The 15,435-nt window shown below is 70.5% G+C and carries 19 protein-coding genes and 2 tRNA genes; 14 read left to right on the forward strand and 7 right to left on the reverse strand.

The window, feature by feature from the left end:
• The first annotated feature begins 10 nt into the window (after nt 1–10).
• Genes JNB62_RS04005 through JNB62_RS04025 form a run of 5 tightly spaced genes read left to right on the forward strand, consistent with a single transcriptional unit; the run spans nt 11 to nt 5,260 of the window.
• On the forward strand, nt 11–1,273 hold the full coding sequence (locus tag JNB62_RS04005) for a sensor histidine kinase (protein WP_222855713.1): 1,263 nt from the start codon (nt 11–13) through the stop codon (nt 1,271–1,273).
• Nucleotides 1,270–1,959 carry a response regulator gene (locus tag JNB62_RS04010; protein WP_220299589.1) on the forward strand — a complete coding sequence of 230 codons (690 nt, stop codon included), beginning with the start codon at nt 1,270–1,272 and terminating at the stop codon, nt 1,957–1,959. Before JNB62_RS04005 ends, JNB62_RS04010 begins: the two co-directional genes overlap by 4 nt.
• A 36-nt stretch (nt 1,960–1,995) precedes the next feature.
• On the forward strand, nt 1,996–3,087 hold the full coding sequence (locus JNB62_RS04015; protein ID WP_220299590.1) for a mechanosensitive ion channel family protein: 1,092 nt from the start codon (nt 1,996–1,998) through the stop codon (nt 3,085–3,087).
• Nucleotides 3,084–3,563: a globin gene (locus JNB62_RS04020; protein ID WP_220299591.1), complete on the forward strand. Its 480-nt coding sequence runs from the start codon at nt 3,084–3,086 to the stop codon at nt 3,561–3,563. Before JNB62_RS04015 ends, JNB62_RS04020 begins: the two co-directional genes overlap by 4 nt.
• A 32-nt stretch (nt 3,564–3,595) precedes the next feature.
• The gene (locus JNB62_RS04025; RefSeq protein WP_220299592.1) at nt 3,596–5,260 is read left to right on the forward strand and encodes an FAD-binding dehydrogenase; all 1,665 of its coding nucleotides are present in this window, start codon (nt 3,596–3,598) and stop codon (nt 5,258–5,260) included.
• Between the two features lie 27 nt (nt 5,261–5,287).
• Here the strand turns inward: JNB62_RS04025 and JNB62_RS04030 are convergent, their stop codons facing one another.
• On the reverse strand, nt 5,288–5,965 hold the full coding sequence (locus tag JNB62_RS04030) for a hypothetical protein (protein WP_220299593.1): 678 nt from the start codon (nt 5,963–5,965) through the stop codon (nt 5,288–5,290).
• Between the two features lie 122 nt (nt 5,966–6,087).
• Between JNB62_RS04030 and JNB62_RS04035 the strand changes: the two genes are divergently transcribed.
• On the forward strand, nt 6,088–6,948 hold the full coding sequence (locus JNB62_RS04035; RefSeq protein ID WP_220299938.1) for an acyl-CoA thioesterase: 861 nt from the start codon (nt 6,088–6,090) through the stop codon (nt 6,946–6,948).
• A gap of 18 nt (nt 6,949–6,966) precedes the next feature.
• Here the strand turns inward: JNB62_RS04035 and JNB62_RS04040 are convergent, their stop codons facing one another.
• The 4 genes from JNB62_RS04040 to JNB62_RS04055 all read right to left on the reverse strand — a co-directional run bounded on the left by JNB62_RS04040 (nt 6,967) and on the right by JNB62_RS04055 (nt 10,376).
• The gene (locus tag JNB62_RS04040; RefSeq protein WP_220299594.1) at nt 6,967–7,488 is read right to left on the reverse strand and encodes an acyl-CoA thioesterase; all 522 of its coding nucleotides are present in this window, start codon (nt 7,486–7,488) and stop codon (nt 6,967–6,969) included.
• Nucleotides 7,481–9,160: an energy-dependent translational throttle protein EttA gene (ettA, locus tag JNB62_RS04045; protein ID WP_220299595.1), complete on the reverse strand. Its 1,680-nt coding sequence runs from the start codon at nt 9,158–9,160 to the stop codon at nt 7,481–7,483. The genes JNB62_RS04040 and ettA overlap by 8 nt, the downstream gene beginning before the upstream one ends.
• A gap of 78 nt (nt 9,161–9,238) precedes the next feature.
• Nucleotides 9,239–9,772, reverse strand: a complete 534-nt coding sequence (locus tag JNB62_RS04050) for a DUF6993 domain-containing protein (RefSeq protein ID WP_308291719.1) — start codon at nt 9,770–9,772, stop codon at nt 9,239–9,241.
• Between the two features lie 58 nt (nt 9,773–9,830).
• A complete protein-coding gene (locus tag JNB62_RS04055) occupies nt 9,831–10,376 on the reverse strand; it encodes a single-stranded DNA-binding protein (RefSeq protein WP_220299596.1) in 546 nt (181 codons plus the stop codon).
• A 226-nt stretch (nt 10,377–10,602) separates the two neighbouring features.
• Between JNB62_RS04055 and JNB62_RS04060 the strand changes: the two genes are divergently transcribed.
• Entirely contained in the window at nt 10,603–10,866 is a 264-nt protein-coding gene (locus JNB62_RS04060) for a hypothetical protein (RefSeq protein WP_220299597.1), read from the forward strand.
• A gap of 8 nt (nt 10,867–10,874) precedes the next feature.
• On the opposite strand, the gene yczR is transcribed toward JNB62_RS04060, so the two are convergent.
• A complete protein-coding gene (gene yczR, locus JNB62_RS04065; protein WP_220299598.1) occupies nt 10,875–12,299 on the reverse strand; it encodes a MocR-like transcription factor YczR in 1,425 nt (474 codons plus the stop codon).
• Between the two features lie 61 nt (nt 12,300–12,360).
• Here yczR and yczE point away from each other — a divergent pair, with 61 nt between their 5' ends.
• Complete coding sequence (yczE, locus tag JNB62_RS04070) at nt 12,361–12,999, forward strand: membrane protein YczE (RefSeq protein ID WP_220299599.1); 639 nt, start codon at nt 12,361–12,363, stop codon at nt 12,997–12,999.
• A 30-nt stretch (nt 13,000–13,029) separates the two neighbouring features.
• Here yczE and JNB62_RS04075 read toward each other — a convergent pair whose 3' ends face one another.
• Nucleotides 13,030–13,242, reverse strand: a complete 213-nt coding sequence (locus JNB62_RS04075) for a methyltransferase (protein WP_220299600.1) — start codon at nt 13,240–13,242, stop codon at nt 13,030–13,032.
• Between the two features lie 105 nt (nt 13,243–13,347).
• Between JNB62_RS04075 and JNB62_RS04080 the strand changes: the two genes are divergently transcribed.
• The 6 genes from JNB62_RS04080 to JNB62_RS04105 all read left to right on the forward strand — a co-directional run bounded on the left by JNB62_RS04080 (nt 13,348) and on the right by JNB62_RS04105 (nt 15,435).
• Nucleotides 13,348–13,420 (forward strand) — tRNA-Arg (locus JNB62_RS04080).
• 76 nt (nt 13,421–13,496) lie between these two features.
• Entirely contained in the window at nt 13,497–14,123 is a 627-nt protein-coding gene (gene orn, locus JNB62_RS04085; protein ID WP_220299601.1) for an oligoribonuclease, read from the forward strand.
• A 37-nt stretch (nt 14,124–14,160) separates the two neighbouring features.
• Nucleotides 14,161–14,236: transfer RNA gene (locus JNB62_RS04090), tRNA-His, on the forward strand.
• Between the two features lie 58 nt (nt 14,237–14,294).
• The gene (locus JNB62_RS04095; protein ID WP_374450443.1) at nt 14,295–14,642 is read left to right on the forward strand and encodes a metallopeptidase family protein; all 348 of its coding nucleotides are present in this window, start codon (nt 14,295–14,297) and stop codon (nt 14,640–14,642) included.
• Nucleotides 14,633–14,941 (forward strand): ATP-dependent Clp protease adapter ClpS, encoded by a 309-nt coding sequence (clpS, locus tag JNB62_RS04100; protein WP_220299603.1) that lies wholly within the window; start codon nt 14,633–14,635, stop codon nt 14,939–14,941. The genes JNB62_RS04095 and clpS overlap by 10 nt, the downstream gene beginning before the upstream one ends.
• Entirely contained in the window at nt 14,938–15,435 is a 498-nt protein-coding gene (locus JNB62_RS04105; protein ID WP_308291720.1) for a DUF2017 family protein, read from the forward strand. Before clpS ends, JNB62_RS04105 begins: the two co-directional genes overlap by 4 nt.

Consider the following 15,435-nt stretch of genomic DNA (forward strand, 5'->3'; position numbering starts at 1 on the left):
AGTCGACCGCATGGCTCGCAGCGGCAGCTCCGCACCCGTTCCGGCGGATGCGGAGCTGCTGCTGCCGCGCCCTCCCGGTGTGATCCGCCGGTTCTGGGCGCGGCATCCGCTGTTCACCGACATCCTCGTGGCCATCGTCGGCCTCGCCATCGCCGTCACCACGGCGGGCCCGGTCGGCACCGACAACGCCGACCCCGGGGCGCCGGTGCACATCGTCTCGATGGTGATCGCGATCGCGGCCGCCGCCGCGCTCATGCTGCGCCGCCGCTGGCCGCTGGTGCCGTACGCGCTCGCCGTGCTGCTGCAGCTCGTCATGCTGGCGTACCCGTCGGCGGCGGGATCGCCGCTGCTGATCCTCTCGATGTACGCCGTCGCCGTGTACGCCTCCAGCCGTCTGTGCTGGATCGCCTACGGCGTCGGAATGGGCGCCATCGCCGTCGTCGGAGGTTTCGAGGCGCTGCTGGGCACTGTCGACGTCCTCGGGGCGCTCAACGCGCTGCTGTCGGCCGCGGTGGTGGCTCTCGTGGGCGCGCTGGTGGGCGTCAACATCGGCAACCGCAAGCGCTACCTCGAAGCCGTCATCGACCGATCACGGCAGCTCATCGTGGAGCGCGATCAGCAGGCGCAGCTTGCGGCCGCCGACGAACGCGCCCGCATCGCCCGCGAGATGCACGACGTGGTGTCGCACTCGCTCACCGTCGTGGTCGCTCTCGCCGAGGGCGCGATGGCGACGCCCGACATCGATCGAGCGCGGGGAGCGATGGATGCCGCGGCCACCACTGCGCGCGAAGCCCTGAGAGAGATGCGCGTCATGCTCGGTGTGCTGCGCGACGGCGACGCAGACGCGCCGCTGGCGCCCCTGGCCCCGGTGTCGCCGTACGACGTCGTCGCGGCGGCCCAGCGGGCCGGATACCCCGCGACGCTCGTCGTGACGGGCGCCGCCGAGCTCGCCGACACCGCTCAGTACGCCATCGGACGCATCGTGCAGGAGGGCGTCACGAACGCCATGCGTCACGCACCCTCGGCGACGGCGATCCAGGTGCGCATCGACCACGATGCGGATGCCACGACCGTCACCGTGCACAACGACCGCGCCGAGCCATCCAACGGCCCGGGCGGCTTCGGCCTCCGCGGCATCGCCGAACGCACGACGCACATCGGCGGGACGCTGTCGGCGGGTCCCGACGGCGCCGGAGGCTGGCGGCTCACCGCGACGATCCCGGTCACCGAGCCGAGAGCCGATGCCGCGCCGCCGAGAGAGGACGCTCCATGACCGACGCCGCCCCCATCCGCGTGCTCCTGGCCGACGACCAGGCGCTCATCCGCGTGGGCTTCCGCCTCGTGCTCGAGGCCGAAGACGATCTGGTCGTCGTGGGCGAGGCCGGCGACGGTCAGGAGGCCGCCGACCTCGCCGCCCGGCTGCGGCCCGACGTGGTGCTGATGGATGTCAGGATGCCGGTGCTCGACGGGATCGCGGCGACCGCCCTCATCGCGCGTGCCGCCCCCGAGACGCGGGTGCTCGTGCTCACGACGTTCGACCTCGACGAGTACGCCTTCGGCGCTCTGGAGGCCGGCGCGAGCGGATTCCTGCTGAAGGACGCGCAACGAGCGGAGCTGACCTCCGCGATCCGCGCCGTCCACCGTGGCGACACTCCGCTCTCGCCGCGGGTCACGCGGGTGCTGCTGGACCGGCTGGCCCTGCAGCCGGCGCCGAGCCCGGCGATCCCGGACCCGACCGGCGACCTCACCGACCGCGAACGCGAGGTGTTCCTGGCGATGGGTCGCGGCTACACCAACGCCGAGATCTCGCAGCAGCTGTTCCTCAGCGAGTCGACCGTCAAGACGCACGTGAGCCGCGTGCTGGCGAAGGTCGGGGCACGCGACCGCGTGCACGCGGTCATCCTCGCCCACCGCCTGCGGCTGCTCGGCGACGACGACCCGTTGCCGCCTCTGCGCTGAGGTCTTTCCAAGGCCCCGATCGTTAGGCTGGGGGCGATGAACTCCGTGCCCCTCGAAGATCCCCCGGCCATCGCGACGGCGTCGTTCTGGCAGAGCGTCGGTGACTTCTTCGTGTCGGCTGGTTGGAATGTGCTGGCCGTCGTCGGGATCATCATCGGCGCGTTCCTCCTCGTGTGGATCCTGCGCGCGGTGATCCACCGGGTGGTGAACCGCATCGTCAACGGCGCGAAGTCCAAGGCGAACGTCGACGACACGCAGGCCCTCGAGCGCTCGCCCCTGGCCTCGGTCCGCCTCGTGCAGCGCACCCGCACGCTGGGCTCGATCCTCAGCAACATCGTGAACGTGACGGTGGTCGTGATCGCGCTGCTGCTCATCATCAACGTCCTCGCTCCCACTGCTCTGGGCTCGCTGACGCTGCTCACGGCCGCCGTCGGCGCCGGCCTCGGCTTCGGCGCCCAGAACATCGTCAAGGACGTCCTCAACGGCATCTTCATCGTCGCCGAGGATCAGGTCGGCATCGGCGACGTCGTCGACCTCGGGCTCGCCACCGGCATCGTCGAGTACGTCAGCGTGCGCGTGACGCACGTCCGCGATGTCAACGGCACGCTGTGGTACGTCCGCAACGGTGAGATCACGCGCATCGGCAACCTGTCGCAGGGATGGTCGCGCGTCATCCTCGATCTCTCGGTCGCGGTCGACTCCGACATCGACGAGGTCGAGCGGGTCATGCTCGACACCGCAAAGGGGCTCGCCAAGGACCCCAAGTGGCGCACGCGCATCATCGAGCAGCCCGAGGTGTGGGGTCTGGAGTCGATCTCGGGCGACGCGCTCGTCATCCGTCTCGTGATGAAGACCCGCGCGAACGCCAAGGACGACGTGGCGCGCGAGCTGCGCATGCGCCTCAAGCACGCGATCGACGAGATGGGCATCTCCCTCCCGTCCCTCACGGCCGTCATGCCCTCGGGCCTGGAGGGCGCCCAGCGGGTGCGCGGTGCGAACCCGCCGAAGACGCGCCCCAACCCGGTCGCGCCCGCCGCCGAGGGCGCAGTGTGGAAGCCCAAGCGCACGAGCAAGAAGAAGACCTCACCGGACGACGCGTCCGGCACGACTCCCGGAGCGACCTCATGACCGATGCGACCCCGATCACGTTCTACGAGGAGGTCGGCGGCCACGACACGTTCGTGCGCCTCGTCGACAGCTTCTACCGCGGCGTCGCCGACGACGAGGTGCTGCGCCCGATGTATCCCGAGGAAGACCTCGGCCCCGCCAAGCACCGGCTGACGACGTTCCTCGAGCAGTACTGGGGCGGCCCCACGACGTACGGCGAGCAGCGCGGGCACCCGCGTCTTCGCATGCGCCACGCCGCGTTCCACGTCGACCCCGACGCCCGCGACCGCTGGCTCGCCCACATGCGCGTGGCCGTCGACGAGCTCAAGCTGCCGCCGCTGCACGAGGCGACGCTGTGGGATTACCTGCAGCGCGCCGCGTATGCCATGGTGAACACGTTCGAGCCCTCGGGCATCGGACCTTCCGCCGGCGGGCGAGGGGCAGCATCCCTTCCGGTCACGGCGCCACCGCCCTCGCCACCCGACACCACCCGCTGAATCCCCCACGACCGGCCGACGAAGGAGTCGACATGCCCGCAGCCACCCATCGCACCGACGTGCTCGTGATCGGATGGGGGCTGGCCGGTCTCGTCGCGGCCTCCGAAGCCGCCGCCGCCGGCAAGAAGGTCATGATCGTCGACCAGGAGCCGCGGACCAACCTCGGCGGTCAGGCGTGGTGGTCGTTCGGCGGCCTGTTCTTCATCGACTCTCCCGAGCAGCGCCGTCTCGGCATCCACGACTCGTTCGAGCTGGCACGTCAGGACTGGTTCGGCAACGCGGCATTCGACCGGGACGAAGACCTGTGGCCTCGTCGCTGGGCCGAGGCGTACCTGCAGTTCGCGCACCACGAGAAGCGCGCGTGGCTGCGTGAGAAGGGCGTGGGGTTCTTCCCCATCGTGGGCTGGGCCGAACGCGGAGGCTACACCGCGACGGGCCCCGGAAACTCCGTGCCGCGCTTCCACATCACGTGGGGCACGGGTCCCGGCCTCGTCGCTCCCTTCCAGGCCGAGCTCGAGGCCGCCGAGGCGGACGGCCGCGTCACGATCCTGCCCCGGCATCGGGTGACGGCGCTCACGGTCGAGGGCGGCGTCGTCACCGGCGCCTCCGGCGACGTGCTCGAACCCTCCGGCACCGCCCGCGGCGTCGCGAGCTCGCGTGACGTCGTCGACACGTTCGCGATCACCGCCGACGCGACCATCGTGGCGTCGGGCGGCATCGGCGGCAACCATGACCTGGTGCGCCAGTGGTGGCCGGAGCGCCTCGGCACTCCCCCGCAGACGATGATCACGGGCGTCCCCGCCTACGTCGACGGCTCCATGCAGCCGGTGAGCGCCGCCGCCGGCGCCCGTCTGATCAACGGCGACCGCATGTGGCACTACGTCGAGGGGATCCAGAACTGGGATCCGGTGTGGCCGGATCACGGCATCCGGATCCTCCCCGGTCCGTCCTCGGTCTGGCTCGACGCCACGGGCACGCGTCTGCCGGTGCCGCTGTTCCCGGGCTTCGACACGCTGGGCACGCTCGCCCACCTGCGGGCCACCGGGTACGACCACTCGTGGTTCGTGCTCTCGCAGAAGATCATCGAGAAGGAGTTCACGCTCTCGGGCAGCGAGCAGAACCCCGACCTCACCGGCAAGGACGTCCGCCTGCTGGCGAAGTCGAGGCTCGGCAAGGGCGCCGCCGGACCGGTCCAGGCCTTCATGGACAAGGGCGCCGACTTCGTCGTGCGAGAGAAGCTCGACGATCTCATCGCGGGCATGCAGGCCCTTCCCGGCGGCGAGGTGCTCGACCCGGAACGCGTCCGGTTCGAGATCGAGGCCCGCGATCGCGAGATCGACAACGACTTCACGAAGGACGCGCAGATCGCGATGCTGCGATCGGCGCGCGCGTTCCGCGGCGACCGGATCATCCGCACGGCGACGCCGCACCGCATCCTGGCGAAGGACTCCGGCCCGCTCATCGCCGTCAAGCTGCACGTGCTCACCCGCAAGTCGCTGGGCGGCATCGAGACCGACCTGTCAGGTCGTGCCCTGGGCGCCGACGGCGCGCCCGTGCCGGGCCTGTATGCGGCGGGCGAGGCGAGCGGCTTCGGCGGCGGCGGCGTGCACGGCTACCGCGCGCTGGAGGGGACGTTCGTGGGTGGATGCCTCTTCTCGGGGCGCGTCGCCGGCCGGGCTGCCGCGGCCGCCGTGTGAAGCGGCCGGCCGGGCCTCGGTCGGCCGTCAGGCCGCGGCGGGACCCGTGCGACGCACCGGCGTGAGACCCGACACCAGGGGTCCCCGCACCACGATGTGCCCCCGATCGAGCGTGATCCGCGTCCACGGGCCGTTCGCGTAGACGCGCGACGTCTCGGCGCCGCTGATGAAGCCCATGCTCAGGGCCGCGAACGCCACGCCCAGCGGCAGGCCGCCGAGGTCGTCATCGGGTGCGCCCCACACGGCGGCGCGCACCGCCCGGACCACATCCTCGCCGGCATCCGTGGGCACCGTGTCGGAGACGCGGGCGATGCCGCCCTGCGCCTTCGCCGCCAGCGTCGACGCGTCGATGCCGGCGCGCGACTCCCACCCGCCGCGCGGCGGTGCGATCCCCGCCCACGCGGCCGACAGCGCGGTCTCTGGCAGGCTCACCGCCCGCGGATCGTCGGCGACCGCGGTCAGCGTGGAGGCGTCGACGATGAGGTCGCACACCAGCTCGGGGTCGGCCGCCAGCGTACGCATCGCCAGCACCGTCGGCGTCGCGTCGCCCAGGCCGCGAGGTGCGAGCGGCGCCGCCGTCATCGCCAGCACGCCTCCCGATGCCTGCAGTCGCACACCCTCGTCCGTGAAGCGGGCCGCCCGCCCGGCGAAGGTGAGCGCATCCGCGGCGGAGGCGGGATCGGCGAACAGCAGGCGCGGAGACATCGCCCCTAAGCTACCAAGCGGAAACGACGGGCGGCCCGCCGCCCCCTATCCGCGCACCGACGACGAGGAGACCCGTGAACGCAGAGCACCCCACCGATCCCCCGTCCGACGCGGTCGCGTCGATGCTCTCGGTGCTCGACCTCAGCGGCTCCGACGCCCGCACGACGGAGGACATCTTCACCGGCCGCTCGCAGTCGATGCCCCTCGGCCGGGTGTACGGCGGTCAGGTGCTCGCGCAGTCGATCGTGGCGGCATCCCGCACGCTCCCCGCGGACCGCAAGGTGCACTCGATGCACGGCTACTTCCTGCGCCCGGGCGACTCCGCGAAGGGCATCACCTTCTCGGTGGACCGCATCCACGACGGCCGCTCGTTCTCGACCCGCCGGACGCAGGCGTTCCAGGAGGGCGTGCCGATCTTCTCGATGATCGCCTCGTTCCAGGACGAGGATCCGGGCGTCGAACACCAGGCGCCGATGCCCTCGGGTGTGCCGCATCCCGACGATCTTCCCGATGTCGAGGCGCGGCTGGACGGCCTGCACCCCATGTCGAAGAGGTTCTTCACCGACCGCCCGGTCGAGCTGCGCCACATCCCGTCGCCGATCTACACGGCCGTCGAGGGACCGCGCCGGCCGGATCAGATGGTCTGGATGCGGGTGCGCCGGGCGATCCCGGACGATCCGGGGATCCATCGCGCGGCACTCGCGTACCTCACGGACCTCACGATCCAGGAGTCGATCCTGCGCGCGCACGGCATCGCCTGGACCACCCCGGGCCTCAAGGTCGCGAGCCTCGACCACGCCATGTGGTGGCATCGGTTCGGGCGAGTGGACGAGTGGATGCTGTACGTCCAGGAGTCCCCGAGCGCCCGCGGCGGTCGCGGGCTCGCGACCGGCCGCATCTACAGCGCCGACGGTGCGCTGCTCGCGAGCGTCGCGCAGGAGATCATGGTGCGCGTACCGGAGGACCGGCCTGAGCAGAGCTGACGCGCGGCGCGTGGCCGCTCAGCGCCGGTGGGCGTAGACGATGGGCTCGCCGACGAAGGGCGCCCAGGCCTGGCGCTCTTCGGCCGTGAGGCGCAGCGGGCGCCCGGTGGCGGCATCCACCTTCACGATGACCGTCATGGCGCGCGCGTAGAGGACGCGCTGCAGGTCGGCTGTCTCGGCGGGGCTGTAGACCTCGTAGCAGACCTCGATGCTCGAGCCGCCCATCTTGCCGAACCACATCTGCACGTCGAGGGGATGACGCTGATACGGCACAGGAGCGAGGTACTCGATCTCTTGCCGTGCGATCAGCGTGAGCACGCCGCTGAAGATGCTGGAGTCGAGCACGGCCGTCGGCGGCGCGTCCTCGCCCGGGGCGGGCACCCAGAACGCGCGCACGCGGGCCTCTTCGAGCAGCTTGAGCATCGACGTGTTGTTGACGTGGTTGAACGCGTCGAGGTCGCCCCACCGCAGGTGGATGGGGATGTGCAGCCGGAGGCCGCCCCCTTCGGGAGCGGCCTCCGCGCGTGCCGTGTCAGTCACGCGTGAGCTTGCGATACGTCGTGCGGTGCGGGCGAGCAGCGTCGGCGCCGAGACGCTCGATCTTGTTGGCCTCGTACGCCTCGAAGTTGCCCTCGAACCAGTACCACTGGTCGGGGTTCTCGTCGGTGCCCTCGTACGCGAGGATGTGCGTCGCGATGCGGTCGAGGAACCACCGGTCGTGCGTGATCACGACTGCGCAGCCGGGGAACTCGAGCAGGGCGTTCTCGAGCGACTGCAGCGTCTCGACGTCCAGGTCGTTCGTCGGCTCGTCGAGCAGCAGCAGGTTGCCGCCCTCTTTCAGCGTCAGCGCGAGGTTGAGGCGGTTGCGCTCACCGCCGGAGAGCACACCGGCCTTCTTCTGCTGGTCGGGGCCCTTGAAGCCGAACTTCGACACGTACGCGCGCGAAGGGATCTCGGTCTTGCCGACGGTGATGATGTCGAGCCCGTCCGAGACGACCTCCCACAGCGTCTTGTTCGGGTCGATGTTCGCGCGGGACTGATCGACGTAGCTGATCTTGACCGTCTCGCCGATCTTGAGCTCTCCGCCGTCGAGGGGCTCCAGTCCGACGATCGTCTTGAAGAGCGTCGTCTTGCCGACGCCGTTCGGGCCGATGACGCCCACGATGCCGTTGGGGGGCAGCGTGAAGCTCAGCCCGTCGATGAGCGAGCGGCCGTCGAAGCCCTTCTTGAGCTTCTTGGCCTCGATGACGACGTTGCCCAGACGCGGCCCGGGCGGGATCGTGATCTCTTCGAAGTCGAGCTTCCGGGTGCGATCCGCCTCCGCGGCCATCTCCTCGTAGCGGGCGAGTCGAGCCTTCGACTTGGCCTGGCGGCCCTTCTGGTTCGACCGCACCCAGTCGAGCTCCTCGGCGAGACGCTTGGCCAGCTTCGCGTCCTTCTTGCCCTGGATGGCGAGACGCTCCGCCTTCTTCTCGAGGTAGGTCGAGTAGTTGCCCTCGTAGCCGATGAGCCGGCCGCGGTCGACCTCTGCGATCCACTCCGCGACGTTGTCGAGGAAGTACCGGTCGTGCGTGATCGCGATGACGGCACCCGCGTACTTCTGGAGGTGCTGTTCGAGCCACAGGACGCTCTCGGCGTCGAGGTGGTTGGTGGGCTCGTCCAGGAGCAGCAGGTCGGGCTTCTGCAGCAGCAGCTTCGCGAGGGCGACGCGGCGGCGCTCACCACCCGACAGGTTCGCGACCGAGGCGTCGGCGGGAGGGGTGCGCAGGGCGTCCATCGCCTGCTCGAGCTGGGAGTCCAGGTCCCATGCGTCCGCGGCGTCGATCTCTTCCTGCAGGGTGCCCATCTCGGCCAGCAGCGCGTCGAAGTCCGCGTCGGGGTCGGCCATCAGGCCCGAGATCTCGTTGAAGCGGTCGAGCTTCGCCTTGATCGCGACGCCCTCCTGGATGTTCTCGAGCACGGTCTTGGAGTCATCGAGCTCCGGCTCCTGCATGAGGATGCCCACGGTGAATCCGGGCGACAGCTTCGCCTCGCCGTTCGACGGAGTGTCGAGCCCGGCCATGATCTTGAGGATCGTCGACTTTCCGGCGCCGTTCGGGCCGACCATGCCGATCTTGGCGCCCGGGAGGAACGCCATGGTCACGTCGTCGAGGATCAGCTTCTCGCCGACCGCCTTACGGGCACGGACCATCGAGTAGATGTACTCAGCCATCGGGTTTCTGTTCTCCTTGGATCTGGCGTCAGCGTCCCAGCCTACCGGCCGCGCGCGACGGCGCCTCGGGGCGGCGCTTCACCAGTCGATCGGGCGGGTCTGGCCGATGAGGCACGTGCCCTCGGCCACCACCGGCACCACGACCGTCACCGGGTCGCCGGTCGCGGGACCGACCTGTCCGACGAGACATTGATCTCCCCAGCGCACCGAGAACTGGATGCTCTCGGCCGGATTGCCCACGGTCGAGGTGTCGCTCGTCACCTGCATGGCCGACTTGTCGAAGCCGGCCGCGACGAGGGCGTCGATGTAGGCACGGCCCGATACCCGCGAGTCGGTCGCCCACACCGAGTCGGTGATGGCCGTGAAGTACGGGAGGTTGTCCTGCGCCGTGCCGTCGGGGACGAGCGCGGGGGACGGTGCCGCGTCGACCCCCTCAGTGGCGCCGGCGCTCGGCGTCGGCCCGACGGAGCCGCCTGACGCGGACGGGGTCGGATCGGGCTCCATCGGTGCGCACGCCGTGACGACCGCGATCACGACCGCGGCGAGCGCTGTGAGCGCGGCGCGCCCCCGAGGGCTCGGTGTGCCGTTCGCGGATGCAGGGTGTCGGGCCACGCGAGAAGTCTACGTGCGCGCGCCCGGCACCCTGCGGAGCATTCGGCCGGATCGGGCCTCAGAACGGCGCGTCAGATGCCCCTGCCCCTGCCCCGACGAGCTCGCCTCCCGTCGGCTCGAGCGCCATCGGCTCGACCGCATCGGCGGCGGGCTCGGCCTCCACGCCGGGGGCGGCCCACGCGCGCGTCGCGTCCGGGGCCCGCCACGCATCCGGAGGGATGGGATCCGCGCTGTGACGCCGATCGTCCTTGACGAAGGTCGTGGTGCCCCACAGCAGGTCGTGGCCGAGGGCGTCGGCCTCGATGTCGAGTGAGGTGCCGCGCTTCTCGCCGTTGTCCCATTCCCGCTGCCGCAGTCGTCCGGTCAGGATGACGCGGTCGCCCTTGTGCAGCGATGCGAACGCGTGGTCGGCGAGGCCGCGGAACACCGACACCGTGTACCAGTTGGTGCCCGCGTCAATCCAGCGCTCGGTTTGGCGGTCGAACCGCCGCTGGCCGCTCGCGACGCGGAACGAGGTGATGCCCAGCCCGTTCTGCGTGCGCTTGAATTCGGGTTCGGTGGCCACGTTGCCGGTGACGGTGATGCTGTCGTACAGATCGCTCATGTCGGTTCCTCTCTTCGCGAGACCGGGGTCGATCCCCTGGTCACCGCCGGCGTCCCGTGCCCGAGGACGCCGGCGGTGGCAACAGCCTGTCGGGCTCGTGGTCGGCGCAGAGGTTCTCGCTGCCGATCTGGGGAGAACCCGCGCTCCGCCGCGACTGGGGAGGAAGGTCGACCACTCCGGAGCGATGTCGGAGGTCGAACATATCTTCTAAGTGAAGGGAGTAGCAATGACCGACATCCTCGAATCCATCGATCTCGAACAGCCCTCGCTCTCCGCACGCGCGCAGGTCCGGCTCGATCGCGCCGCGCCGGGGCTCTGGCGCGTCAGGGATCGTGCGGGCGTCGTCATCGGCCATCTGCAGGCAGTGCTCGAGCGCGGCGGCACCCGTTTCCGCGCACGCCGGTTCCACGCGGCATCCCATGCGTTCCGCGACCTCGGCGACTTCTGGAGCGCCGACGAGGCGGTCGAGTGCCTCCGGTGGGCTCGCTGACCGCGGGATCAGACGACCGAACCGGCGTGTTCGACCACCGTGGCGGGCGCGCCGGCTCTGACCGCGGACCACGACTCCGCGAGGACCGTCGCCGCGCGCACCATGTCGTCGGGCGGGGACGTGAACGGCACCCGCAGATGCCGATCGTGGCCGCCCTCGATCGAGAACCTCGAGCCCGCCGTGAGCAGCACGCCTCGAGAGCGCGCCTCCATGACGAGAGCCGAGCTGAGCGGCGCGTCGAGTCCGATCCACAGCGCCACTCCCCCGTGCACGTCCGGGATGCGCCACGACGGGAGCTGCGCCCGCAACGCCGCCACGACCGCATCGCGGCCTGCCCGCAGCAGTCCGGAGCGCTGCGCCACGATCGCGTCGAAGTCGCCGAGCAGGCGCGCCGCGATGGCCTGCTCGAACTCCGGCGTGCCCAGGTCGTGGGCGGGACGCGCGGCCACCAGGCGCCGGATCAGGTCTCCGTCCGCGCGCACCCATCCGACGCGCAGCCCGCCCCACACGGTCTTGCCGAGGGAGCCGATGCGCACGACGGTGCCCGGCTCGGCGTCGACGAACCCCGCGTCGAGCGGACCGCGATCGATGTCGAGATCGGCCGTCGTCTCATCGAGCACCAGCACGGTGCCGGCGCGCTCCCCCGCGGCGAGGATCGCCGCACGCTCAGCGGCGGTCATGCTGCGCCCGGTCGGGTTCTGGAAGTCCGGCATGAGGTACGCCATGACGGGCAGCGTCCGCGCGAACACCTGCTCCGCGCGATCGATGTCCCAGCCGGCATCGATCGTCACGGGCACTCCGACGAGCCGGCCCCCTGCACGGCGGAGAGCATCGACGGCGTGGGGGTAGGTCGGCGTCTCGACGACGACGCGGTCTCCGCGACCCAGCAGCACCGACGACACCAGGTGGATCGCGCTCTGCGCCCCCGTGGTCACGAGCACTTCGGCGGGCGTGGTCGGGATCCCCCGCTCGGTGTACCGCCGCGCGATCGCCGCGCGCAGCTCGCCACCGCCGAGCACGTCGTACCCGACGCGTGAGATCAGCGCCGCGGAGTTCGCGCCGGCTTCCGCCATCACGCCGGCGAGGCCCGGCCAGGCCGGCGGACTGGCCTGCTGCAGGTCGATCATGCCCTCGGCTGCGGTCGCTCGCCCGACATCGCGATGCCCGACCGGCAGGGTGACGCTGCCCGATCCGCGCAGGCTGGCGATGTGACCGGTGTCGCGCAGGCTGCGGTATGCGGCGGCCACCGTGCTGCGGCTGACGTGCAGAGCCGCGGCCAGTTCGCGCTCGGCCGGCAGTGTCGTGCGCGGGGCGATCCGGTTGTCGAGACACAGGAGGCGGATGCCGTCGGCCAGTGCCTCGTAGGCCGGTTCGCGAGTGCGCCAGCCTCCGAGTGAGACAGCGAGCGCGCGAGCCGAGACGCGGGAGTCCATGGGGCCAGCGTAGCCGTATTGGACTGCTGACTACGGGCCAATCATGAGATTGGATAGCTTTATGCCCCGTCGCGTCGCCCAGCTGCTGATCGGCCTGTTCCTCTACGGCGCGGGATGCGCGCTGACGGTCGAAGCCGGACTCGGCGTGGATCCCTGGACCGTGTTCGCGCAGGGACTGTCGCTGCGCACCGGCATCGGCATCGGGTGGATCACGAACATCGTCGGCTTCTTCGTGCTGCTGCTGTGGATCCCGCTCCGACAGAAGCCGGGGATCGGGACGATCGCGAACATCCTGCTCGTCGGCACGAGCATGCAGCTCGTGCTCGCCGTCGTGCCGCCGGTCGACGGGATCTTCGCGCAGCTGGCGACGCTGCTCGGCGGCATCCTCGTCGTCGCCGTCGCCTCCGGGCTCTACATCGGCGCGTGCTTCGGCCCCGGACCGCGCGACGGGCTGATGACCGGCCTCAACTCGCGGCTCGGATGGCCGATCTGGCTGTGCCGCGCGCTGGTCGAGCTCACGGTCCTCGCCGTCGGGTGGCTTCTGGGCGGCACCGTGGGCATCGGCACCGTGCTGTTCGCAGCGCTCATCGGTCCGCTGGTGCATGTCGCGCTGCCGCTGCTCGACACACGACGCGACGCGCCCGCGCGGGACAGGTCCCACGGCGGCCAGACGGCAGCCACCGCCGAGCCGGCACCCTGAAGGCATGCCGGCCGCGGCGATGGCGGAGCGTCAGTGCTCCTCGAACCGCGGCCAGTCGCTCCCCGGCGTCATCCGGGCATGGAGGGCGCTCTTGGCGATCTCCATCGACGGGTACGTGCCCGCGACCTGATCGGCGCCGGCCATCGTCACCGTGTAGCCGTCGTCGCCCTTGCGGATGCTGCCGACGACGCCGCCGGTGCCGAAGGCGACCCACAGCGGGTGGTGCGTCTGCGTGGTGCTCATCGTGAACTCCTTTCGATGCCTCCGCCGCCGACGCTACGCCGCGACGCCGCACGAAACCAGGGTCCGCGACGGCGCGGCGCGACCGGGTAACCTGGGAGCACCCTTCCCTCCGTAGCTCAGGGGACAGAGCGAGCGGTTTCTACCCGCCAGGTCGGGGGTTCGAATCCTCCCGGGGGGGCACCGGGGCTCGGCGGCGACGCCGAGCCCCTTATCCGGAGTCCGCGATGTCGGACCCCGTCACGAGGATGGAGCACATGGTGGGGGCATCCGACAACGATCGCCTGGTGTGGATCGACTGCGAGATGACGGGGCTCGACCTCGCGGTCGACGAACTGGTCGAGATCGCCGTGGTCGTGACGGACTTCGAGCTCCGCCTGCTCGATCCCGGATTCCACGTCGTGATCAAGCCGGACGCGTCCGCGCTGGCGCACATGAACGAGTTCGTCACCAACATGCACCGTTCCTCGGGGCTGCTCGACGAGATCCCGCACGGCGTGACGGTCGCCGACGCCGAGTTCCAGGTGCTCGAGTACATCCAGCGGTTCGTGCCGCTCGAGGGCAAGGCGCCGCTCGCGGGCAACACGATCGGCACCGACCGCATGTTCCTCGCGAAGTACATGCCGCGCGTGGATCACTGGCTGCACTACCGCAACGTCGACGTGTCGAGCATCAAAGAGCTGGCCCGCCGCTGGTATCCGCGCGCGTACATCCACGCGCCTGCGAAGGACGGCGGACACCGCGCCCTCGCCGACATCATCGAGTCGGTGCGCGAGCTCGCGTACTACCGCCAGGCGGTGTTCGTGCCCGAGCCGGGACCCACCAGCGACGGGGCCCGCGCAGCCGCAGCCGCGGCGGTGTCATCGTTTGCCCCTGAGGTGTGAGAGAATCGTCTGGTTGCCCGCGCGAGCGGGAAGCATGGTGGGTATAGCTCAGTTGGTAGAGCACCTGGTTGTGGTCCAGGGGGTCGCGGGTTCAAGTCCCGTTACTCACCCCATGTCAACCGAATGGGGCGCGAATTTCGCGCCCCATTCGCGTAGAAGCGAGGCATCATGATGGAGATGGATGCCGCGACCTTCGAGTCCCTCGTGATCGACGAGCTGGACGCACTTCCCGACGACATGGTCGCCGGGCTCGACAACGTCGTGTTCGTCGTCGAGGACCGCCCTGAGGACGGGAGCCTCGACCTGCTCGGGCTGTACGACGGCTGGGCGCTCACCGAGCGCGACCGGTACGGCGCGGGCGAGCTGCCTGATCGGATCCTCGTGTACCGGGAACCGCACCTCGCGGTGTGCGACGACGAGGACGAGCTCCGGGACGAAGTCCACACGACGCTCGTCCACGAGATCGCGCACTTCTACGGCATCGACGACGACCGTCTGCACGAGTTGGGATGGGCCTGATGAGTCCGCTCGCCGCGCCGGTCGTCGACGAGGACGTGGACGTCGACCGCCACCCCGATCCCGATCGACCGTGGCAGACGGTCGTGTGGGACGACCCCGTCAACCTGATGAGCTACGTGACCCACGTGTTCCGCGAGTACTTCGGTCTTCCCCGCGCCGAGGCGGAGCGCCTCATGCTCGCGGTCCACAACGAGGGTCACGCCGTCGTCTCGCAGGGCGCCCGGGAACGCATGGAGCTGCATGCCCAGGCCATGCACGACTACGGGCTGTGGGCGACCGTGCGGCAGGAGCCGGCGTGACGGGACGCACGGTCGTGCTGGAGGTGGCGCGCCTGGAGGCCGCCCACCTGTCGGCGCTCGTCGCGCAGTTCGCCGACCTCGTGGACGGATCCACGCCTGCGCACGAAGATCCCGCGCTCGCGCGGCTCGTGCCGACACCGTACCCCGACGACGACGAGGCGGCGCGCGAGTTCCGCACGCTGACCGAGACGGATCTGCTCACACGCCGACGGGCGGATGCCGAGATCGTGCTGTTCTCGCTGGCCGAGGCCGCCGGCATCCCGGATGATCCTGACAATCCGGCCCTTCTCGAGCAGGTCGAGATCCGGCTGGAGCCCGAGACCGTGCGCGCGTGGCTGCGGACCCTGGCGGCGGTGCGCCTCGTGATGGCAGAGCGCCTGGACATCACCCGGCCCGAGGACCACGACCCCGACAATCCGCGGTTCGGCATCTACGACTGGCTCGGCTACCGCCTCGACGGGCTCGTGGCGTCGTTCGACGACGGCCAGGCGTGA

The sequence above is a fragment of the Microbacterium jejuense genome, assembly GCF_019511665.1.
Taxonomy (GTDB): domain Bacteria; phylum Actinomycetota; class Actinomycetes; order Actinomycetales; family Microbacteriaceae; genus Microbacterium; species Microbacterium jejuense_A.

What these genes read in the sequence shown, in the direction of transcription:
- yczR (WP_220299598.1), bottom strand. Translation starts at nt 12,299, where the DNA reads ATGGACTCCCGCGTCTCGGCTCGCGCGCTCGCTGTCTCACTCGGAGGC.
- JNB62_RS04030 (WP_220299593.1), bottom strand. Translation starts at nt 5,965, where the DNA reads ATGTCTCCGCGCCTGCTGTTCGCCGATCCCGCCTCCGCCGCGGATGCG.
- orn (WP_220299601.1), top strand. Translation starts at nt 13,497, where the DNA reads ATGGTGGGGGCATCCGACAACGATCGCCTGGTGTGGATCGACTGCGAG.
- JNB62_RS04035 (WP_220299938.1), top strand. Translation starts at nt 6,088, where the DNA reads ATGCTCTCGGTGCTCGACCTCAGCGGCTCCGACGCCCGCACGACGGAG.
- JNB62_RS04055 (WP_220299596.1), bottom strand. Translation starts at nt 10,376, where the DNA reads ATGAGCGATCTGTACGACAGCATCACCGTCACCGGCAACGTGGCCACC.
- yczE (WP_220299599.1), top strand. Translation starts at nt 12,361, where the DNA reads ATGCCCCGTCGCGTCGCCCAGCTGCTGATCGGCCTGTTCCTCTACGGC.
- JNB62_RS04020 (WP_220299591.1), top strand. Translation starts at nt 3,084, where the DNA reads ATGACCGATGCGACCCCGATCACGTTCTACGAGGAGGTCGGCGGCCAC.
- JNB62_RS04015 (WP_220299590.1), top strand. Translation starts at nt 1,996, where the DNA reads ATGAACTCCGTGCCCCTCGAAGATCCCCCGGCCATCGCGACGGCGTCG.
- JNB62_RS04025 (WP_220299592.1), top strand. Translation starts at nt 3,596, where the DNA reads ATGCCCGCAGCCACCCATCGCACCGACGTGCTCGTGATCGGATGGGGG.
- JNB62_RS04060 (WP_220299597.1), top strand. Translation starts at nt 10,603, where the DNA reads ATGACCGACATCCTCGAATCCATCGATCTCGAACAGCCCTCGCTCTCC.
- JNB62_RS04010 (WP_220299589.1), top strand. Translation starts at nt 1,270, where the DNA reads ATGACCGACGCCGCCCCCATCCGCGTGCTCCTGGCCGACGACCAGGCG.
- JNB62_RS04005 (WP_222855713.1), top strand. Translation starts at nt 11, where the DNA reads ATGGCTCGCAGCGGCAGCTCCGCACCCGTTCCGGCGGATGCGGAGCTG.
- JNB62_RS04075 (WP_220299600.1), bottom strand. Translation starts at nt 13,242, where the DNA reads ATGAGCACCACGCAGACGCACCACCCGCTGTGGGTCGCCTTCGGCACC.
- ettA (WP_220299595.1), bottom strand. Translation starts at nt 9,160, where the DNA reads ATGGCTGAGTACATCTACTCGATGGTCCGTGCCCGTAAGGCGGTCGGC.
- JNB62_RS04095 (WP_374450443.1), top strand. Translation starts at nt 14,295, where the DNA reads ATGGAGATGGATGCCGCGACCTTCGAGTCCCTCGTGATCGACGAGCTG.
- clpS (WP_220299603.1), top strand. Translation starts at nt 14,633, where the DNA reads ATGGGCCTGATGAGTCCGCTCGCCGCGCCGGTCGTCGACGAGGACGTG.